Origin of the sequence: Gordonia sp. NPDC057258, from assembly GCF_042668985.1 — a bacterium.
Classification (GTDB): domain Bacteria; phylum Actinomycetota; class Actinomycetes; order Mycobacteriales; family Mycobacteriaceae; genus Gordonia; species Gordonia hongkongensis.
The window spans coordinates 1-18,259 of sequence record NZ_JBHUXZ010000010.1; the positions used below are offsets into that span (position 1 = coordinate 1).

Annotated in this window: 15 protein-coding genes and 1 pseudogene; 10 read left to right on the plus strand and 6 right to left on the minus strand. The window is 68.3% G+C overall.

What is annotated here, in order from left to right:
* Nucleotides 1-165: 165 nt before the first annotated feature.
* Together ACFUEJ_RS09530 and ACFUEJ_RS09535 are read right to left on the minus strand one after the other, a co-directional pair.
* A complete protein-coding gene (locus ACFUEJ_RS09530; RefSeq protein ID WP_165630714.1) occupies nt 166-1,560 on the minus strand; it encodes a GntP family permease in 1,395 nt (464 codons plus the stop codon).
* On the minus strand, nt 1,560-2,078 hold the full coding sequence (locus ACFUEJ_RS09535; RefSeq protein WP_165630715.1) for a gluconokinase: 519 nt from the start codon (nt 2,076-2,078) through the stop codon (nt 1,560-1,562). Before ACFUEJ_RS09535 ends, ACFUEJ_RS09530 begins: the two co-directional genes overlap by 1 nt.
* Nucleotides 2,079-2,203: 125 nt before the next feature.
* On the opposite strand from ACFUEJ_RS09535, the gene ACFUEJ_RS09540 reads away from it, so the two are divergent.
* Nucleotides 2,204-2,923, plus strand: coding sequence for a FadR/GntR family transcriptional regulator (locus ACFUEJ_RS09540; RefSeq protein WP_137808656.1), 720 nt, complete (start codon nt 2,204-2,206; stop codon nt 2,921-2,923).
* On the opposite strand, the gene ACFUEJ_RS09545 is transcribed toward ACFUEJ_RS09540, so the two are convergent.
* Both ACFUEJ_RS09545 and ACFUEJ_RS09550 read right to left on the minus strand, forming a co-directional pair.
* Nucleotides 2,920-3,942, minus strand: coding sequence for an aspartate-semialdehyde dehydrogenase (locus ACFUEJ_RS09545; protein ID WP_137808657.1), 1,023 nt, complete (start codon nt 3,940-3,942; stop codon nt 2,920-2,922). The two genes, ACFUEJ_RS09540 and ACFUEJ_RS09545, sit on opposite strands and share 4 nt — an antisense overlap.
* A 34-nt stretch (nt 3,943-3,976) precedes the next feature.
* The gene (locus ACFUEJ_RS09550; protein ID WP_065630659.1) at nt 3,977-5,242 is read right to left on the minus strand and encodes an aspartate kinase; all 1,266 of its coding nucleotides are present in this window, start codon (nt 5,240-5,242) and stop codon (nt 3,977-3,979) included.
* A gap of 148 nt (nt 5,243-5,390) precedes the next feature.
* On the opposite strand from ACFUEJ_RS09550, the gene ACFUEJ_RS09555 reads away from it, so the two are divergent.
* Nucleotides 5,391-6,692, plus strand: coding sequence for a hypothetical protein (locus ACFUEJ_RS09555; RefSeq protein WP_388028899.1), 1,302 nt, complete (start codon nt 5,391-5,393; stop codon nt 6,690-6,692).
* Nucleotides 6,693-6,939: 247 nt separating this feature from the next.
* Here ACFUEJ_RS09555 and ACFUEJ_RS09560 read toward each other — a convergent pair whose 3' ends face one another.
* Nucleotides 6,940-7,602, minus strand: coding sequence for a TetR/AcrR family transcriptional regulator (locus ACFUEJ_RS09560; protein WP_388028902.1), 663 nt, complete (start codon nt 7,600-7,602; stop codon nt 6,940-6,942).
* Nucleotides 7,603-7,723: 121 nt separating this feature from the next.
* On the opposite strand from ACFUEJ_RS09560, the gene ACFUEJ_RS09565 reads away from it, so the two are divergent.
* From ACFUEJ_RS09565 to ACFUEJ_RS09575, 3 genes and pseudogenes are all read left to right on the plus strand, one after another.
* Nucleotides 7,724-9,340, plus strand: coding sequence for an MFS transporter (locus ACFUEJ_RS09565; protein ID WP_388029052.1), 1,617 nt, complete (start codon nt 7,724-7,726; stop codon nt 9,338-9,340).
* A 40-nt stretch (nt 9,341-9,380) separates the two neighbouring features.
* Entirely contained in the window at nt 9,381-9,959 is a 579-nt protein-coding gene (locus ACFUEJ_RS09570; RefSeq protein WP_388028905.1) for a nitroreductase family protein, read from the plus strand.
* Nucleotides 9,960-10,018: 59 nt separating this feature from the next.
* Nucleotides 10,019-10,924: pseudogene (locus tag ACFUEJ_RS09575) on the plus strand (glycoside hydrolase family 16 protein).
* A 98-nt stretch (nt 10,925-11,022) separates the two neighbouring features.
* On the opposite strand, the gene ACFUEJ_RS09580 reads toward ACFUEJ_RS09575, so the two are convergent.
* Nucleotides 11,023-12,426: an MFS transporter gene (locus tag ACFUEJ_RS09580; RefSeq protein ID WP_259935289.1), complete on the minus strand. Its 1,404-nt coding sequence runs from the start codon at nt 12,424-12,426 to the stop codon at nt 11,023-11,025.
* A gap of 357 nt (nt 12,427-12,783) precedes the next feature.
* Between ACFUEJ_RS09580 and leuA the strand changes: the two genes are divergently transcribed.
* The 5 genes from leuA (at nt 12,784) to ACFUEJ_RS09605 (ending at nt 18,250) form a co-directional block, all read left to right on the plus strand.
* Nucleotides 12,784-14,634, plus strand: a complete 1,851-nt coding sequence (leuA, locus tag ACFUEJ_RS09585) for a 2-isopropylmalate synthase (protein ID WP_058251144.1) — start codon at nt 12,784-12,786, stop codon at nt 14,632-14,634.
* A 104-nt stretch (nt 14,635-14,738) separates the two neighbouring features.
* Nucleotides 14,739-15,758, plus strand: coding sequence for an LLM class flavin-dependent oxidoreductase (locus ACFUEJ_RS09590; RefSeq protein WP_058251059.1), 1,020 nt, complete (start codon nt 14,739-14,741; stop codon nt 15,756-15,758).
* A gap of 137 nt (nt 15,759-15,895) precedes the next feature.
* Nucleotides 15,896-16,216, plus strand: a complete 321-nt coding sequence (locus tag ACFUEJ_RS09595; RefSeq protein WP_058251058.1) for a putative quinol monooxygenase — start codon at nt 15,896-15,898, stop codon at nt 16,214-16,216.
* 176 nt (nt 16,217-16,392) lie between these two features.
* Entirely contained in the window at nt 16,393-17,586 is a 1,194-nt protein-coding gene (locus ACFUEJ_RS09600) for an acetyl-CoA C-acyltransferase (RefSeq protein ID WP_068972280.1), read from the plus strand.
* Nucleotides 17,579-18,250, plus strand: a complete 672-nt coding sequence (locus ACFUEJ_RS09605; protein ID WP_058251056.1) for a TetR/AcrR family transcriptional regulator — start codon at nt 17,579-17,581, stop codon at nt 18,248-18,250. Before ACFUEJ_RS09600 ends, ACFUEJ_RS09605 begins: the two co-directional genes overlap by 8 nt.
* The last annotated feature ends 9 nt before the right edge of the window (nt 18,251-18,259 follow it).

The window sequence follows — 18,259 nt, forward strand, 5'->3', positions numbered from 1 at the left end:
CCGCAGCCACCACCGGCCGCCGGGCCACACCCCCACGCCCACACCCATCACAGGACCCTGTTGACACAAACCCTCATAGGCTGCTCAGGGAGCAGGGTTGGCTCGCAAGCTCGCTCCTCAGGGAGCGGGGCTGGGCTCCGGCCGTTCCTCAGAGCAGGGGCCGGCTCAGATGACCAGGCCGAGTGCGAGTACCACGATCAATCCGGTCACCGAGAGGACCGTCTCCATCATCGACCAGGTCTTGAAGGTCTGTCCGACGGTCATGCCGAAGTACTCCTTCACCAGCCAGAAACCGGCGTCGTTGACGTGGGACAGGAACACCGACCCGGCACCGATCGCCAGGACGACCAGCGAGAGTTCTCCCGAACCCATCCCGTCGACCAGACCCAGGATCAGCGACGACGCGGTGATCGTGGCAACGGTCGCCGATCCGGTCGCCAGGCGGATCAGTGCCGCGAGCGTCCAGGCCAGCAGGAGCACCGAGACGTTCGCGCCGGTCGCCCAGTCGGCGAGCAGGGTGCCGATCCCGGTGTCGACCAGGACCTCCTTGAATCCGCCACCCGCCGAGACGATCAGCAGGATGCCCGCGATCGCGGGGAGTGCCGCGCCCGTGCACTTCGAGATGGTCTCGCGGTCCATCCCGGAACCGCGGCCGAGGGTGAACATCGCGACGATCACCGCGATGAGGAGCGCGATGAGAGGCGTGCCGAGGATGTCGAGGACCTTGCGCACGGGCTGGTCCTCGTCGGCGATGAAGATCTCGGCGAGTGCCTTGCCGAGCATCAGCACGACGGGCAGCAGAACGCTGAACATGGTGATCGCGAAGGACGGTCGCTTGGTGGTCGGGCCGTCGGACGGATCGACGTCGAAGGTTGTCGGGGCCTCGACCGTCACCCATCGCCCGGCGAGCACGCCGAAGAGCGGCCCGGACACGATGATGGTCGGGATGGCAACCAGCACACCGAGTCCGAGTGTCATGCCGAGATCGGCGCCGAGGGCGTCGATCGCCACGAGCGGGCCGGGATGCGGCGGGACGAACCCGTGCATCGCCGACAACCCGGCCAGCGCGGGGATGCCGATCGGGATCAGGCCGAGACCCGAGCGTCGGGCCACCAGGTAGATCACCGGCATCAACAGCACGAGACCGATCTCGAAGAACATCGGCAGACCGATGATCGCGCCGACGAGCGCCATCGCCCACGGCAGCATCCGCGGTGAGGCGTGACCGACGATCGTGTCCACGATCTCGTCGGCACCACCGGAGTCGGCCAGCAGCTTGGCGAACATGGCGCCGAGTGCGATCAGGATGCCGACTCCCGCTGCGGTGGTGCCGAACCCGGCGGTGAACGACTCGAGGACCGTCGGGATCGACTCACCCGCGACGATGCCGACGGTCGCGCCGCCGCCCACCAACGCCAGGAAGGGATGGACCTTGGCGATCGTGATCGCCACGACGATGACGGCGATACCCGCCAGCGCCGCGACGATGAGTTGCCAGCCGGGCGCGACCGGCTGCGGCAGATCTGTGCTCACGGCGAGAATCGTGGTGGTCGGCGACATCAGTTCTCCTCGGCGTCGAGATCGGAACCGTGCGAGAGGGCCTCGACCAGTTCGTCGATGATGGCGTCCACGCTCTGGTCCACGTCGACGGTCAGGCCGCGTTCGTCGGGGGTCAGCTGCTCGAGGGTCTCGAACTGCGAGGCGAGCAGGGCCGGTGGCATGAAATGCCCCGGGCGAGATGCCTGCCGTCGCGAGATGACCTCGACCGACCCGGCCAGATGCGCGAACAGCGTCGTCGGTGCGTGATCACGAAGATGGTCGCGGTAATGCCGTTTGAGCGCGGAGCAGCTCATGACACCGCCGTCGGCGTGTTCGGCGAGCCAGACGCCGATCGACTCGAGCCAGGGTCGGCGGTCGTCGTCGTCGAGCGGTTCTCCCGCCGACATCTTGGCGATGTTCTCGGCGGGGTGGAAGTCGTCGGCGTCGGCGAACGGCACCCGCAGGCGCTGTGCCAACGCCGCTCCGACGGTCGACTTCCCGGACCCCGACACCCCCATGACGACGATCGGCGATCGCATGTTCACTCCTCACCACGCTGTGCTGCTGATCACGTAGGCTGCCTCAATAGTAATACTTTTGCAAGCCCTCGCGGCCATTAAGTACGCACATTTGTCCGTACCTCGATGAATGAGAAGATGAAACGGTGAGTCAGGGCACACGGAGCACAGGCGAGCGGCACGACGAGATCCTCGCGGCGATCGGCCGACGCATCGTCTCGGGAGCGCAGCCGGCCGGCAGCGTGCTGACCCTCGACGCCATCAGCGCCGACCACGGGGTGTCGCGGACGGTATCCCGCGAGGTGATCCGGGTTCTCGAGTCGATGGGCCTCGTCGAATCCCGGCGCCGCGTCGGCATCACGATCCAGCCGCGGACCCGATGGAGCGTGTTCGACGCCCGGCTGATCCGCTGGCGCCTCGACGGCGCCGACCGCGCCGAGTTCCTCGCCACCCTCTCGGAGCTACGACGCGGCTTCGAGCCGGTGGCGGCGGCCCTCGCCGCCGAGCGCGCGAACGAGCACCAGTGCCGCATCCTGGCGGCAGCCGTGTCGGACATGTCGGTACACGGGCGCAACGGCGACCTCGAGTCGTACCTGCTGGCCGACAAGGTCTTTCATCGAACGCTCTTGGAGGCCAGCGGCAACGAGATGTTCCGGTCGCTCACCGGGGTGGTGAACGAGGTCCTCGCCGGCCGCACCCACCACGGAATGATGCCCGCGACACCGAATCCGGTGGCCATCGCACTGCACGACGACGTCGCCAGAGCAATACGCCTCCGCGACCCGGAGGTCGCGGAGGCGTCGATGCGCGCGATCATCACCGAAGCGGCGGCTGCTGTATCGCCCCCGCCACCTGAGGTGCTCTAGACGAGCAGCTCGGCGATCTGAATCGTGTTGAGGGCAGCGCCCTTCCGGAGGTTGTCCCCTGAGACGAACAGCGCGAGACCGCGGCCGTCCGGAACACCCGGGTCCTGCCGGATCCGGCCGACCAGCGAGGCATCCTTGCCGGCGGCGGCCAGTGGCGTCGGCACGTCCGCGAGCTCCACACCCGCTGCGCCACCGAGGATCTCCTGTGCACGTGCCGCCGACAGCGGGTTCGCGAACTCCGCGTTGATCGACAGCGAGTGGCCGGTGAACACCGGCACGCGTACGCAGGTTCCGCTCACGAGCAATCCGGGCAGCCCGAGGATCTTGCGCGACTCGTTGCGCAGCTTCTGGTCCTCGTCGGTCTCACCCGAACCGTCGTCGACGAGCGAACCGGCGAGCGCCACGACGTTGAACGCGATCGGCGCGACGTATTTGTTCGGGGCGGGGAAGTCCACGGCGGAACCGTCGTGCACGAGCTTCTCCGCGTCGCCGGCGACCGCACGCACCTGGGTGGCCAATTCGTCGACACCGGCCAGACCGCTACCCGAGACCGCCTGGTAGCTCGAGATGATCAGGCGCTGCAGACCGGCCTCGTCGTGGAGCGGCTTGAGGACCGGCATGGCCGCCATCGTGGTGCAGTTCGGGTTGGCGATGATGCCCTTGGGCGGGTTCTTCGCCAGCTCACCGTTGACCTCCGAGACCACCAGCGGCACATCGGGATCCTTGCGCCAGGCCGACGAGTTGTCGATGACGGTCACGCCGGCCTCGGCGAACCGCGGCGCCTGTTCGCGCGACATGGTGGCACCCGCCGAGAACAGCGCGATGTCGAGTCCGGACGGATCGGCGGTGGCCGTGTCCTCGACGACGATCTCGCCGTCGCCCCACGGCAGCTTCTTGCCCGCCGAGCGCGAGGACGCGAAGAAGCGCACCTCGTCGGCCGGGAAGTTGCGCTCCGCCAACAGGGTTCGCATGACGGCGCCGACCTGACCGGTCGCGCCCACGACTCCGATACGTACCATTACATCTCCCGTCGCTTCGCTCGCCCCGTCACTGCTACCGCCCCGTTCCGGCGTAGACGACGGCTTCTTCTTCGCCGCCGAGATCGAAGGCGGCGTGCAGAGCGCGCACCGCGTCGTCGAGTTCGGTGTCCCGGCACAGCACCGAGATCCGGATCTCCGAGGTGGAGATCAGCTCGATGTTCACGCCGGCCTCGCTGAGGGCCTCACAGAAGGTGGCCGTGACACCGGGGTGCGACTTCATGCCCGCGCCCACGAGCGACACCTTGCCGATGTGATCGTCGTAGAGCAGATCGGTGAACCCGATCTCGGTCTGCAGCTTGGTGAGCTTCTCAACGCCGAGCGGCCCGAGCTCGCGCGGCAGGGTGAAGGTGATGTCGGTCTTGCCGGTGTCGACCTTCGAGACGTTCTGCAACACCATGTCGATGTTGATCTCGGCGTCGGCCACGGCGCGGAACACCCGCGCGGCGTAACCGGGCTTGTCGTCGAGGCCGACGACGGTGATCTTGGCCTCGCTGCGGTCATGTGCGACGCCGGTGAGAATGGCTTCTTCCACGGGGATGTCCTCCATCGATCCGGTCACAATGGTGCCGGGTTTGGTCGAGTACGACGAGCGCACGTGAACGGGAACGTTGTATCGGCGCGCGTATTCGACGCACCGCAGCATCAGCACCTTGGCGCCACAGGCAGCCAGCTCGAGCATCTCCTCGAAGCAGACGGTGTCGAGACGGCGGGCGTCGGGCACGATCCGCGGATCGGCCGAGTAGACGCCGTCGACGTCGGTGTAGATCTCGCAGACGTCGGCCTCGAGCGCGGCCGCCAGCGCGACCGCGGTGGTGTCGGAGCCGCCGCGTCCCAGCGTGGTCACGTCCTTGGTGTCCTGCGAGACGCCCTGGAAGCCGGCGACCAGCACGATCTTGCCCTCGTCGAGTGCGCTGCGAACGCGCCCGGGCGTGACGTCGATGATCTTGGCCTTGCCGTGGCTGCTCGTCGTGATGACACCGGCCTGCGATCCGGTGAACGACTGCGCCTGCGCGCCCATCGAGCTGATCGCCATCGCGACGAGCGAGTTGGAGATCCGCTCACCCGAGGTCAGCAGCATGTCCATCTCACGGGCCGGCGGCGCCGGGTTGACCTGCTGGGCGAGGTCGAGGAGCTCATCGGTGGTGTCGCCCATCGCCGACACGACCACGACGACGTCGTTGCCCTGCTTCTTGGTCTCGACGATCCGCTCGGCGACGCGACGGATGCGTTCGGCCGTTGCGACCGAGGATCCGCCGTACTTCTGCACCACGAGGGCCACGTCGAGTTACCTCCCGCCGGCCAGTGTGCCGGTCGATAGACGTCAACTTGCCGGGACAACCTTACCGGGACCGCCGCGACCGCTCTGACCTGGTCTCCGCCCCACCCGACGGGACCGGACCGAGGTGATCCGCCCTAGGATCGCTCGCGTGGCCTCCCCAACCGACGTCGGTGACACCGGAACCGGTCCCGTCGGTACGAACAGCTACGGCCGTCGACTGGCGTCGATGACCCGCGGCTATTTCGGTCCGCTCGGTTCGTCGCCCGCCGCGGTCCGTGGTCATCGCTGGTGGCTCGACGCTCTCCTCGTCTTCCTCGTCATCCGGGCCGTCGGCATCCTCGTCCTGGCCCGCTTCGCCGATCTCCGCGGCACCACGCTGGGCGACTCCCTGGCGGTCTGGGACGGGCAGTGGATGATCGCGATCGTGACCCACGGCTACGACGGCGTGCCCTACACGCTCACCGACGCCCGGGGTCTGCACACCGTCGACACCGCGTACGCCTTCTTTCCCGGTTACCCGTACCTGGTGGGCTTGATCGCGAAGCTGCCGGGCCTGAGTCCCTTCGGTGCGGCGATCACGGTGAACCTGATCCTGGGATGCGTGGCGGCGATCGGTGCAGCACGTCTCGGAATGGTGTGCGCCCGACTCATGGCACGACGGTCCCCGATCGGCCCGGCACCCGAACGCGGAACCGGACTGTTCCTGGTGGTGCTCTTCGCGGCGACGCCGATGTCGATCGTGCTGAACATGGCCTACACCGAGGCGCTGTTCTGCGCGCTCGCGGTGTGGGCGCTGGTGGGGGTCCTCGAGAAGCGCTGGCTCCTCGCCGGCGTCGTCGCGGGGCTCTGCGGGCTGTGCCGGCCGACGGCGGCGGTCCTGATCGGGGTCGTGATGCTCGCCGCCCTCGTGTTCCTGTGGCAGGCGCGCGGCACCGACGTCCCGAGAGCGGCACGCGTTCGCGCGGTCGTCGCCATCGTCATCAGCCCGCTCGGTTACCTCGCCTATCTCTGCGTGGTGTGGGCGCACACCGGGTCGCCGACCGGGTGGTTCCGCATCCAGACCGAGGGCTGGGACACCCAGTTCGACTGGGGCGTGGCCGCTTTCGAGTTCATCAACGAAATGCTCGTCCATTCGGCCGAGATCGCCCCCGTGGCCACGTCGTGGATCGTGCTGAGCACGCTGGTGATGCTGGGCGTCGCCGTCTGGTCACGGGTGCCGTGGCCGGTCCTGCTCTACGGTTCGCTGCTGGTCGCGCAGATCGTGCTGTCGAGCGGACTGATGATGAGCCGGCCCCGGTTGCTGCTGCCCGCCTTCGTCCTGCTGATCCCGCTGGCGATGGCGCTCGCCCGGATGCGGCCGGTGGTCGCGGGACTGATCGTCGTGCCGATCGTGGTCGGCAGCTCGTGGTTCGGCGCGCACATGCTCACCGTGTTCCCCCACGCCATGTGACAACCGCTTGCCCTGCTCCCCGAGGAGCGCGACCCCTCTACCCCAAAGCGCGACGAGCGGACCCCCTCTGCTCCCTGAGGTGCGAGGAGCGATAGCGACGAGCCTCGAAGGGCCTGGTGAGATGCCGTGCGAGACCCTTCGAGGCTCGCTACGCTCGCACCTCAGGGAGCAGGAGACGACCCGCTACGCTCGCACCTCAGGGAGCAGAAAAACCCTCTTCGCTCGCCTCTCAGGGAGCCGAAGGTTGTCACACCGCCGACGCCGCGAATCCCAGGCAGAGGTAATCGATTCCGGCGTCGAGGCGCGCCCGGGGATCGAGCAGCCGGCCGGCATCGCGACGGCCGGCGAGGCGGGCGAGATGCGACGGGACTTCGACCTCTGACTCCCCCGAGATCACCTCGGCCAGTCCCGCGGACGGCAGCAGGGCGTCGTCGTGAAGCAACTGATCGCTCACCGCGACAAGGGCGACGCCGTGGACGAAGCTCCAGACCGACAGCGCCATGTCGGTGGCGCGTTCGATGCCGACGCCGAGCTCGAGGAATCCGGCCGCCAGCCAGTCGAGGCACGCCAGCGAATCCTCGCCGTAACTGTGCCGGGGCGACGAGTAGGCCAGGACCACCCACGGATGCCGGGTGTAGAGGTCCCAGTCGACGTCGACGGCGATCCCGACCCGTGTCCGCCACTCGGGCGCGGTGTCGACGGGGTACGGGAACCGCCGTCCGACCTCGGTCGACATCGCCTGCAGCAGCGCGTCCTTGTCCTCGACGTGGCGATACAGCGACATGGCCCCGACCCCGAGCTTCTCTGCGACCCGCCGCATCGACAGCGAGCCGATCCCGGCATCGTCGGCCAGGGCGATGGCGGCATCGACGATCGTCGCCGTCGACAGTTTCGAGGTGTCGGCCGTCACGTTCTCGTTCCTCCTGCTCAGGGCGGGAATAATCCGATTGCGTACAGCGTACTCATCCCCGTACGCTGATCCGCGTACACCGTACGCGTAGGTAGCTGCCGTCTGCCGCGAAGGAGGAATGATGTCCGCCCAGCTCGACCCGTCGAACCGGCTCCGCCCGACCACCTCGGGTACCGCCGACCGGCGAACGTGGCTGGGACTGGCCGTGCTGACCCTGCCGGTGTTCCTGGTCTCGATGGACGTCTCGGTGCTGTACCTCGCCATCCCGTCGATCACCGATGCACTCGCGCCGTCCGCGGCCCAGCAGCTGTGGATTCTCGACATCTACGGCTTCCTCATCGCCGGGCTGCTCATCACGATGGGCAATGTCGGTGACCGCGTCGGCCGGCGACGCATCCTCCTCGCCGGCGCCGCCCTGTTCGGCATCGCGTCGGTCATCGCTGCTTTCGCACCCTCGCCCGAGATCCTGATCGCGGCGCGCGCCCTCATGGGGATCGGCGGCGCCACCCTGCTGCCCTCGAGCCTCTCGCTCATCGCCAACATGTTCCCCGACGCCCGTGAGCGCGGCCGCGCGATCGGTGTGTGGACCGCGGCGTTCGCCGGCGGCAGCGCGGTCGGTCCGGTCATCGGAGGCGTTCTGCTGCACCACTTCTGGTGGGGCGTGGTGTTCCTCATCAACGTCCCGGTGCTCGCCGCACTCTTCGTCTTCGGGCCGCGCCTGATCCCCGAGTACCGGGCCGCGACGAACGACCCGTTCGACGTCGTCGGCGTCGTGCTCTCGATGGCCGGAATCCTCCCGCTCGTCTATGCCGTCAAGACGGTCGCGAGCGAAGGCGCCACGACCGGCGTGGTCGTCGCCGGAGTGGTGGGTGCCGTACTGCTCATCACATTCCTGCTGCACCAGCGCCGGGTCACGTCACCGCTCCTGGACCTCAAGCTGTTCGGCAACGCGCAGTTCAGCGGAGCGGTCGCCGTTGCGCTGATCGGCATGATGGCCCTCGGCGGCATGTCGTACCTGACCGGCGTCTACCTCCAGTCGGTCATGGGCCACGACGTCCTGGCCGCGGCCATCGCCGGGCTCCCGATGGCCGTCGCGGTGGCGGTGTTCTCCATCGGCGCGACCCGGGTCGCCGCGCTCCTGGGCACCCGGCTGGCCTTCGTGGGTTCTGTCGGCCTGGCCGCCGCAGGCAATCTCGGCATGCTGACCCTCGGCACCTCGACCCCGGTCTGGGTGTACGTGCTGTGCACGACGATCGCGGGCGTCGGCTACGGCATCCAGTTCAGCCTGGTGTCGGTCGTGGTCGTCGGCTCGGTTCCGCCGGAGCGGTCGGGCGCCGCGTCGGGTATCTCGGAGACGAGCTTCGAGCTCGGGACCGCGATGGGCCTGGCCCTTCTCGGATCGCTGGCCACCCTCGTGTTCCGAGACGGCGACCGGGGTTGGTCGTTCGGCGACACCCTGGGCGAGACCCTGCACCGGGCGACCGACATGGGTTCGGCCGGAGAGGGGTTGGCCACCGCCGCGAAGCAGGCCTTCGTCGACGGCATGCACGCGGCGTCGCTGGCGAGCGGTCTCGCGCTCCTTGTACTCGGCACGGTCCTGCTGTTCGTGATGCGCGACGAGCCCACCGATCCGCAGGCCGAGGTCGCCGAGGTGCAACTGCCCGACGGTGCTGATTCGGTCCCCCTCGCTTCGCTCCCGGCGACCGGTCCCGTGGGCGTCGCACGCACCGACTCCTGACGGCGAGCCCGGCGGTCGCCGCGCCACTACCCTCGGGCGGATGCACGAACTCATCTCGGGCCGCCGTAGCGCCCGCGGCTACGATCCGTCCGCGACCATCTCACTCGACGACGTCACCACGATCGTCGACGCCGGGCGCTGGGCTCCCACATGGGGCCGGGTGCAGCCGGTGCGCTTCATCGCGGGGCTGCGCGGCGACCCGACGTTCGACGCCCTCGCCGGCGCCCTGACCCGGGGGAACTCGGCGTGGGCGCCGCGCTCGGCAGCCCTGATCCTGGTGTGCACCACCGATGACCCCGACGACGCGAAGGCCCACACGTACGGGGCCGTCGACTGTGGACTGGCGGTGGCGCAGATGATCCTGCAGTCCGAGGCCCTCGGCTTCAATGCCCATCCGATGGCCGGTTTCGACGCCGACGCGGCCCGCGACATCTTCGGGATCCCCGCCGACAAACGACCGCTGGTGCTGCTCGGGGTCGGCGCGCTCGCCGACCCGGCGTCCCTTCCCGAGGAGATCCGCGCCCGCGACGAGAAACCTCGCACCCGGCTCCCGCTGTCCGAGGTCGCGTTCGCGGGCCGCTGGGGACGTCCCGCGTTCCCGGGCTCCACCGACGCCTGACCGGCGAATGTGACGAACGAGGCATATGAGACAGAAGTGACGTGTGGTACTTGTTCACCATGACTGTCACACCTCAACCTCGAGGACTCCTCCGCCGACTGGGAGCGCACCTCGCGCCCGTCGCCGCCGTCACCGCGCTGACGGCCGCGGCAGCACTGTCCGTGCCGGCGGCCGCCCACGCCGACGAGCCGTTCAGCCTCGAATTCGACGGCGCCGCCGGCACGCTCCCGTCGGCGCTGCAGCACGAGACCGGCGCCGGCGGCTGGGGCAACAACGAGGTGCAGAACTACACCGCCGATCGGCTGAACTCGCGGCTCGACGGCAACGGCAACCTGCTCATCTAGGCGCGCCGCGCGGCGACCGGCGGCTGGACGTCGGCCCGGCTCACCACGAAGGACAGCTTCGAGTTCACCTACGGGACGGTCTCCGCGCGCATCTCCCTGCCGCAGGGTCGCGGGTTGCACCCGGCGTTCTGGCTGCTGGGGAGCGACATCGACTCCGTCGGGTACCCGGCGGCCGGCGAGGTCGACATCGCCGAGACGATCAACTCCTCCGACTGGGTACACGTGGGCGTGCACGGCCCGACGGCTCTGGGCACCGCGATGGGATCACTCGATCTCTCGCTCGCCGATCTCCTCCCCGGACTGCCGCTGCCGGGTCCGCTCGCCGGCCGCTGGGAGCGAGGCCACGACCTCACCGGCATCGATCCGGGCGACTTCCACGTCTACGCGGTGACCAAGTCGTCGTCGCAGATACGTTTCACCATCGACGGGAACGCGGTCTACACGATCAACCGCTCCTCGCTCACCGGCGACGAACGGTGGGTCTTCGACAAGCCGATGTACGCACTGCTCAACGTCGCGGTCGGCGGCATCTGGCCCGGGCCCCCGTCGTCGACGACTCCGAGCCCGGCAACCATGAAGGTCGACTGGTTGCGCTACACGCCGTCCACTCCCGCTCCCTGAGCTGAGGAGCGCCCGTAGCTTGCGGACGGTGGCAACGACTCCGCCCCGAGCCGACAGGCCCGGGGCGGATTTCTTGTATTTGATTGCGGTACAGTCGTTTACGCGACCGGCACCTGCTCGTCGTCGGTGACCGACGCCCGCATCGTCTTGTCCTTGGTCTCGACGATCTTGATCGTGCACACGACGCTGAGTGCCGACAGACCGGCGAGCAGGACACCCACCCAGATCGCACCGGGACCCGCGATCAGCGGGGCGGCGATCAGCGGCGGGATCGCCCCACCGAGGATGCCGGCCAGGTTGTAACCCATCCCCGCACCGGTGTAGCGGTACCGCGCCTCGAACAGTTCGGGCAGAAGCGCACCGGCCGGACCGTAGGCGATGCCGAAGATCAGCAGCGTCCCGAAGAGTCCGACCACGAACGCGAAGCCGCCGCCGATCTCCAGGATCGGGAACAGCACCAGCGCCCAGGGGATCGCGACGCTGCACGAGGTGAGGATGACCCGGCGACGACCCACGCGGTCCGACCACACCGCCGACGCCGCGGTGGACAGTCCGAACACCACGGCCGCGCCCATCCCCGCGGTCAGCACGAAGGTCCGGGACAGCTCCAGTGACTTGGTGCCGTAGTTCGTGAGGAACGCCGTGCCCATGTAGAACAGCGAGAACAGGCTCGCCAGCGCGCCGCCGGCGATGAGGATCTCGCGCCACTGGTGGCGGAAGGCGTCGAGGAACGGCAGTGCCGGACCGTCGACCACGGGACCGTCGATTGCCCTGCGCTGCTGGGCTTCTCGGAACACCGGCGTCTCCGCGACCGCGAGCCGCACCCACAGCCCGACGGCGACGAGCGCGAAGGACAGGATGAACGGGATGCGCCAGCCGTAGTCGAGGAAGGCCGAACTGGTCTCGCCGAGCGTCAGGCTCGCGATGAGGAACGTCAGGCTCGACAGGAAGAACGCGAAGGCCGGGCCGAGTTGCGGGAACATCGCGTACAGCCCCCGCTTGCCCGGTGGGGCGTACTCGGCGGTGAGAAGCGTTGCGCCCGCCCATTCGCCGCCGACGGCGAAGCCCTGCAGGAACCGCAGGAAGACGAGGAGGATGGGCGCCGCGATGCCGATCCCGGATTCGGCGAAGCCGAACACGCCGGTCTCGTAACCGGGGAGAAGACCGATCGCGACCGTCGCCAATCCCATGATGAGCAGGGTCCACACCAGGGTGCGTTTACGGCCGATCCGGTCGCCGAAGTGACCGAAGAGCATCGCGCCGACCGGCCGCGCGAAGAATGCCACGGCGAAGGTGGCAAAGGACGCGATGGTCCCGGTGACCTCGTCGGCGGCCGGGAAGAACACCGTCGGGAACACCAGGGCGGCGGCGGTGCCGTAGATGAAGAAGTCGTAGAACTCGATCGTCGTGCCGATAGAACTCGCGGCGGCCACGCGTCGAAGGCTCGTGCGTTTACCCTCCGGCGGTTCGGTCACCGGCGGTTCGGCGGGGATGGTCGTCACTGGCGTTAGCCCTTTCTGCAGACGGCCGCGTCGGGGTGGCGGCTCGAGATCCCGGGCATCATCGGTCCGGGTGCCCCTGTCCGCCGCTCGGATGATTTGGGTCACTCCGGCTGCACGGTGAGAGGCATGTCATAGTCTGGAGCCCGTGTCGGTGAGGCGGCACCCCCCGAAGAGGGGGACGTCATGACCCGGCCTCACCTGCAGCTTTGGCCACCTCGTCGCCGGGGAGTACAGTCGAGCGCATGCAGCGCGCACTCCTCCTCGGTTGCCGCGGCGGGGTCTGAAACGACCGGCCCTCCGTCGCGGGGCCTCATCACGCGCCGGTCACTTTCCTTCCACACACGGAGAATGACCACCATGGCACCAGCAGACAGCTTCACTTCCGGCGCCAGCCGAATCGTCGAGCCCGCAGGCCCGATTCCCGCCGGACAACCCTCATGGAACCCGCAGCGCAGCTCCGCGATGCCCGTTCATCGTTATCGCCAGTTCGCCGACGAGGTCGAGAAGGTGGCGGTTCCCGACCGCACCTGGCCCGACAAGGTCATCACCACCGCCCCGATGTGGTGTGCGGTCGACCTGCGCGACGGCAACCAGGCACTCATCGACCCCATGAGCCCGGCACGCAAGCGCCGCATGTTCGACCTCCTCGTCCGGATGGGCTACAAGGAGATCGAGGTCGGCTTCCCGTCGGCCAGCCAGACCGATTACGACTTCGTCCGCGAGATCATCGAAGACGGCGCCATCCCCGACGACGTGACGATCCAGGTGCTGACCCAGTGTCGTGACGAACTGATCGAGCGCACCTTCGACGCCTGCCGCGGGGCGGCCAACGTGATCGTCCACTTCTACAACTCGACGTCGGTCCTGCAGCGTCGAGTCGTGTTCCGCGCGGACAAGGCGGCGATCACCAAAATCGCGACCGACGCCGCGCACAAGGTCCTCGAGGTACAGCAGAACTACCCGGACACCAACTGGCGGTACGAGTACTCGCCGGAGTCCTACACGGGCACCGAGCTGAGCTTCGCCAAGGAGGTGTGCGACGCGGTCACCGAGATCATCGCCCCCACCCCGGAGCGGCCGATGATCATCAATCTGCCCGCGACCGTCGAGATGGCCACTCCCAACGTCTACGCCGACTCGATCGAGTGGATGCACCGCAATCTCGCGCGGCGCGACTCGGTCATCCTGAGCCTGCACCCCCACAACGACCGCGGAACCGCCGTCGCCGCAGCCGAACTGGGCTACCAGGCGGGCGCCGACCGCATCGAGGGATGCCTGTTCGGCAACGGCGAGCGCACCGGCAACGTCTGCCTGGTGACCCTCGGCATGAACATGTTCAGCCGCGGCGTCGACCCGCAGATCAGCTTCTCCGACATCGACGAGATCCGCCGGACGGTCGAGTACTGCAACCAGCTCAACGTCCCCGAGCGTCATCCCTACGGCGGCGACCTGGTCTACACCGCGTTCTCGGGCAGCCACCAGGACGCGATCAACAAGGGCCTCGACCAGATGAAGGTCGACGCCGACAACGCCGACTCCGACGTCGACGACATCATCTGGGCCGTCCCGTATCTGCCGATCGACCCCAAGGACGTCGGCCGCAACTACGAAGCGGTCATCCGCGTCAACAGCCAGTCCGGCAAGGGCGGCGTCGCGTACATCATGAAGGCCGACCACGGCATGAACCTGCCGCGTCGTCTGCAGATCGAGTTCAGCCGGGAGATCCAGAAGATCACCGACGGCGAGGGCGGCGAGGTCAATCCCAAGGAGATGTGGGACGTCTTCGCGGAGAACTACCTGCACCCGATCTGGCCGCTCGAGCGCATCCGGCAGAAGGTGGACGCGGCCGAGGTCGACGGCGGCGACGACCACATCACCGCCGTGGTGAAGGTCGAGGGCAACGAGCGGGAGATCTCCGGCTCCGGCAACGGTCCGCTGGCGGCCTTCGTCGACGCGCTCGGCGCCGTCGGCTACGAGGTACGGGTCCTCGACTACAGCGAGCACGCGCTGACCGCCGGCGGCGACGCCAGCGCAGCGGCGTACGTCGAGACCGAGGTCAACGGCGAGACGGTCTGGGGTGTCGGCATCGCGTCGTCGATCACCACCGCCAGCCTGCGTGCAGTCGTCTCGGCGGTGAACCGCGCTTACCGGGTCACCTCGGTTCCGGTCGCCGACGGCGAGGCAGCCCCGGGCACCTGGGCGCCCTGACCCTCCCCCTTCGAAGACCCGATTCCGTCCCGTCGATCGCGCCGATCGGCGGGACGGAATCGTTCTGACGGGAACAAAACGGACCAGAGTTTCATTTAGAGGGCATGAAGAACATCGGTTTCCTGTCGTTCGGTCACTGGTCGGACGCCCACGGGTCCCAGGTGCGGTCCGGCGCGGACACGCTGCTGCAGTCCATCGACCTCGCGGTGGCCGCCGAGGAGCTCGGCGCCGACGGTGCGTACTTCCGCGTCCATCACTTCGCACGGCAACTCGCATCGCCGTTCCCGCTGCTTGCGGCGATCGGCGCCAAGACCAGTCGCATCGAGATCGGCACCGGCGTCATCGACATGCGCTACGAGAACCCGCTGTACATGGCCGAGGACGCCGGCGCCGCGGATCTCATCTCCGGCGGCCGGCTGCAGCTCGGGATCAGTCGTGGGTCCCCCGAGCAGGTCATCGACGGCTACAAGTACTTCGGCTACGTCCCGCCCGAGGGGTCGACCGATGCGGACATGGCGCGACAGCACACCGAGGTGTTCCTGAAGGTCATCGAGGGCGGCGGTTTCGCCACGCCGAATCCCCGTCCGATGTTCCCCAACCCGCCGGGACTCCTGCCCATCGAGCCGCAGTCCCCCGGCCTGCGGGACCGCATCTGGTGGGGCGCCGGGACCCGGGCGACCGCGGAATGGACCGCCCAGCAGGGCATGAACCTGATGAGCTCGACGCTGTTGACCGAGGACACCGGGGTGCCGTTCCACCAGTTACAGGCCGAACAGATCCAGCGGTTCCGCAAGGCCTGGGCCGATGCCGGACACCCGCGTGAGCCACGAGTATCGGTGAGCCGCAGCATCTTCGCCATCGTCGACGACCGAGACCGCGCCTACTTCGGCCGCGGCGGCGCCGAATCCGATCAGGTCGGCGTCATCGACAACAGCGTCGCCCGCTTCGGACGCAGTTACGCCGATGAGCCGGACAAGCTGATCGAGCAGTTGCGCGAGGACGAGGCGATCGCCGCGGCCGACACCCTCTTGCTGACCGTGCCGAACCAACTCGGGGTCGAGTACAACGCACACGTCCTCGAGTCGATCCTCACGCACGTCGCACCGGCTCTCGGCTGGCGCTGACCTCCGACGACCCGCGGTCCTGACGAAACCGCCACACCGGGTCGTCTCGCTGACCTAACGTCACCGGGGTGTCCGGCGTCCACGTGCCAGGCATGTCCCGAGTCCACGACCCGCTGGACGCGAATGGAGTTCCACGAATGTCCGAAGTCATCGTCGTCGCCACCATCTCCCCCAAACCCGGTGAGGAACAGGCCGTGCGGGAGGCCGTGCTCGCCGCGATCCCCGAAGTCCACGGCGAGCCGGGATGCGGGAAGTACGCGTTGCACGAGGCCACCGGCGACTCGACCGACCTGGTGATGATCGAGCGCTGGGAATCCACGGAGGCCCTGGCGACGCACGGCTCCGCTCCGGCGCTCACCGCGCTCGGCAAGGCGATCGGGGGCCTGCTTTCCGGACCGCTGGACGTCCGGACCTTCACCGCCGTTCCTGCAGGTCAGCCGGACAAAGGCACCATCTGACCCACCGCGACATCTGCCCCCATCCGACCTGTCGGGTGGGGGCTTCGCGCATTTCCGCGGCCAGTGTTGTTGATTCCCCTGCCGGGCGCGTGCTAGACCGGTATAACGATCGTTAGATAAAGTACGCCGCGCGAAGCGGTGCGCTGCGCCGTGACCCGCTCCCGAGAGGAACCCTCATGCCCGAAGCCGTCATCGTCGACGTCGTCCGCCTCGCGTCCGGAAAGGGCAAGCCCGGTGGCTCGCTGTCGGAGACCAAGCCCGTCGAGCTCCTCGCGCATGTGCTGCGCTCCCTGGTCGAGCGCAACGACCTCGATCCGGCACTCGTCGACGACGTGATCGGCGGCTGCGTCGGTCAGGCCGGCGAGCAGGCCCTGAACATCTCGCGGACCGCGCTGCTGTCCGCCGGCTTCCCCGAATCCGTACCCGCCACCACCGTCGACCGGCAGTGCGGATCGAGCCAGCAGGCCGCCCACTTCGCCGCGCAGGGCATCATCGCCGGCGCCTACGACGTGGTGATCGCCGCCGGCGTGGAATCGATGAGTCGCGTCCCGATGGGCTTCACCACCGCCGGGCGCAGCCCCTACGGCCCGAGCATCGAAGCACGGTACCCGGATGGACTTGTCGGACAGGGCATCTCCGCTGAACTGGTCGCCGCCAAGTGGAAGTTCGACCGCGACACGCTCGACGCCTTCGCCGCGCAGTCCCACCAGCGTGCCGCCGCGGCGGCCGGCGAGGGCTTCTTCGATCGCGAGATCCTGCCCATCGACGTCGCTGACGCCGACGGCACGACGTTCACGCACAAGACCGACGAGACGGTGCGCGCGACCACCACTCCCGAGGGCTTGTCGGGCCTGAAGCCGTCGTTCTACAGCGAGGACTTCGCGGCTCGCTTCCCGGAGATCAACTGGCACATCACCCCCGGTAACTCGTCGCCGCTGACCGACGGCGCGTCGGGCGCACTGATCATGAGCGACGTCATGGCCTCGAAGCTGGGCCTGACCCCCCGCGCACGGTTCCACTCGTTCTCGGTCGCCGGCGACGATCCGATCTTCATGCTGACCGCTCCCATCCCGGCCACGCACAAGATCCTCGCGCGCTCGGGACTGTCCATCGACGACATCGACGCCTACGAGGTCAACGAAGCCTTCGCCTCCGTGCCCCTGGCCTGGGCCCACGAGTTCGGCGCCGACCCGGCCAAGCTGAACCCGCGGGGCGGCGCGATCGCGCTGGGCCACGCGCTCGGATCGTCGGGCACCCGCCTGCTGGGCACGCTCGTCAACCATCTCGAGGCGACCGGTGGCCGGTACGGCCTGCAGACCATGTGCGAGGGCGCGGGCATGGCCAACGCCACCATCATCGAACGTGTCTGAGCCGGCCCGGGCGGTTCCCGCCCGGAAATTCACGATCGAGACCGACGGTCTGGACTGGCGGCTGCGCGAACAGGTTCCGCTGCCGGCCACTCTCGTCGCGGCGAAACACGCGTTCTATGAACGCGGTTACCACGGCACCTCGATCCGCGACATCGCCTCGCGAGCGGGGGTGTCGCTGCCGACGCTGTACTACCACCACGACAACAAGCTGGGGATCCTGGTCGAACTGCTCGAGGCGGCGATGACCGCTGTGCTCGCGTGGGTGGGTGCGGCCATCGAGTCCGGACGGACGCCGAGCGAGCAGCTGTCCAACGCGATCGAGTCGATCGTCCTGCACATGACCAACGACGTCGAACTCGCCAGCGTGGCAAGCGAGTTCCGCCACCTCGACGTCGAGGATCCGCGACGGGAGACCTACGTCGCGATGCGGACCGAGACCGAGGAGCTGCTCGCCAGTGTCATCGAGCGTGGCGTCGAATCCGGTGAGTTCCACTTCGACGACGACGTGAAAGACGTGCTGCGCTACCTGTTCGGCGCATGCCAGGCGATCACCACCTGGTACCGCCCCTCGGGTGCCCGGACACCGGCCGAGGTCGCGGCGTCGTATGCGCTGCTCTCACTGCGCGTCGTCGGCGCGCGCGACGCCGACCAGAACGACAACTGACCGACCGAC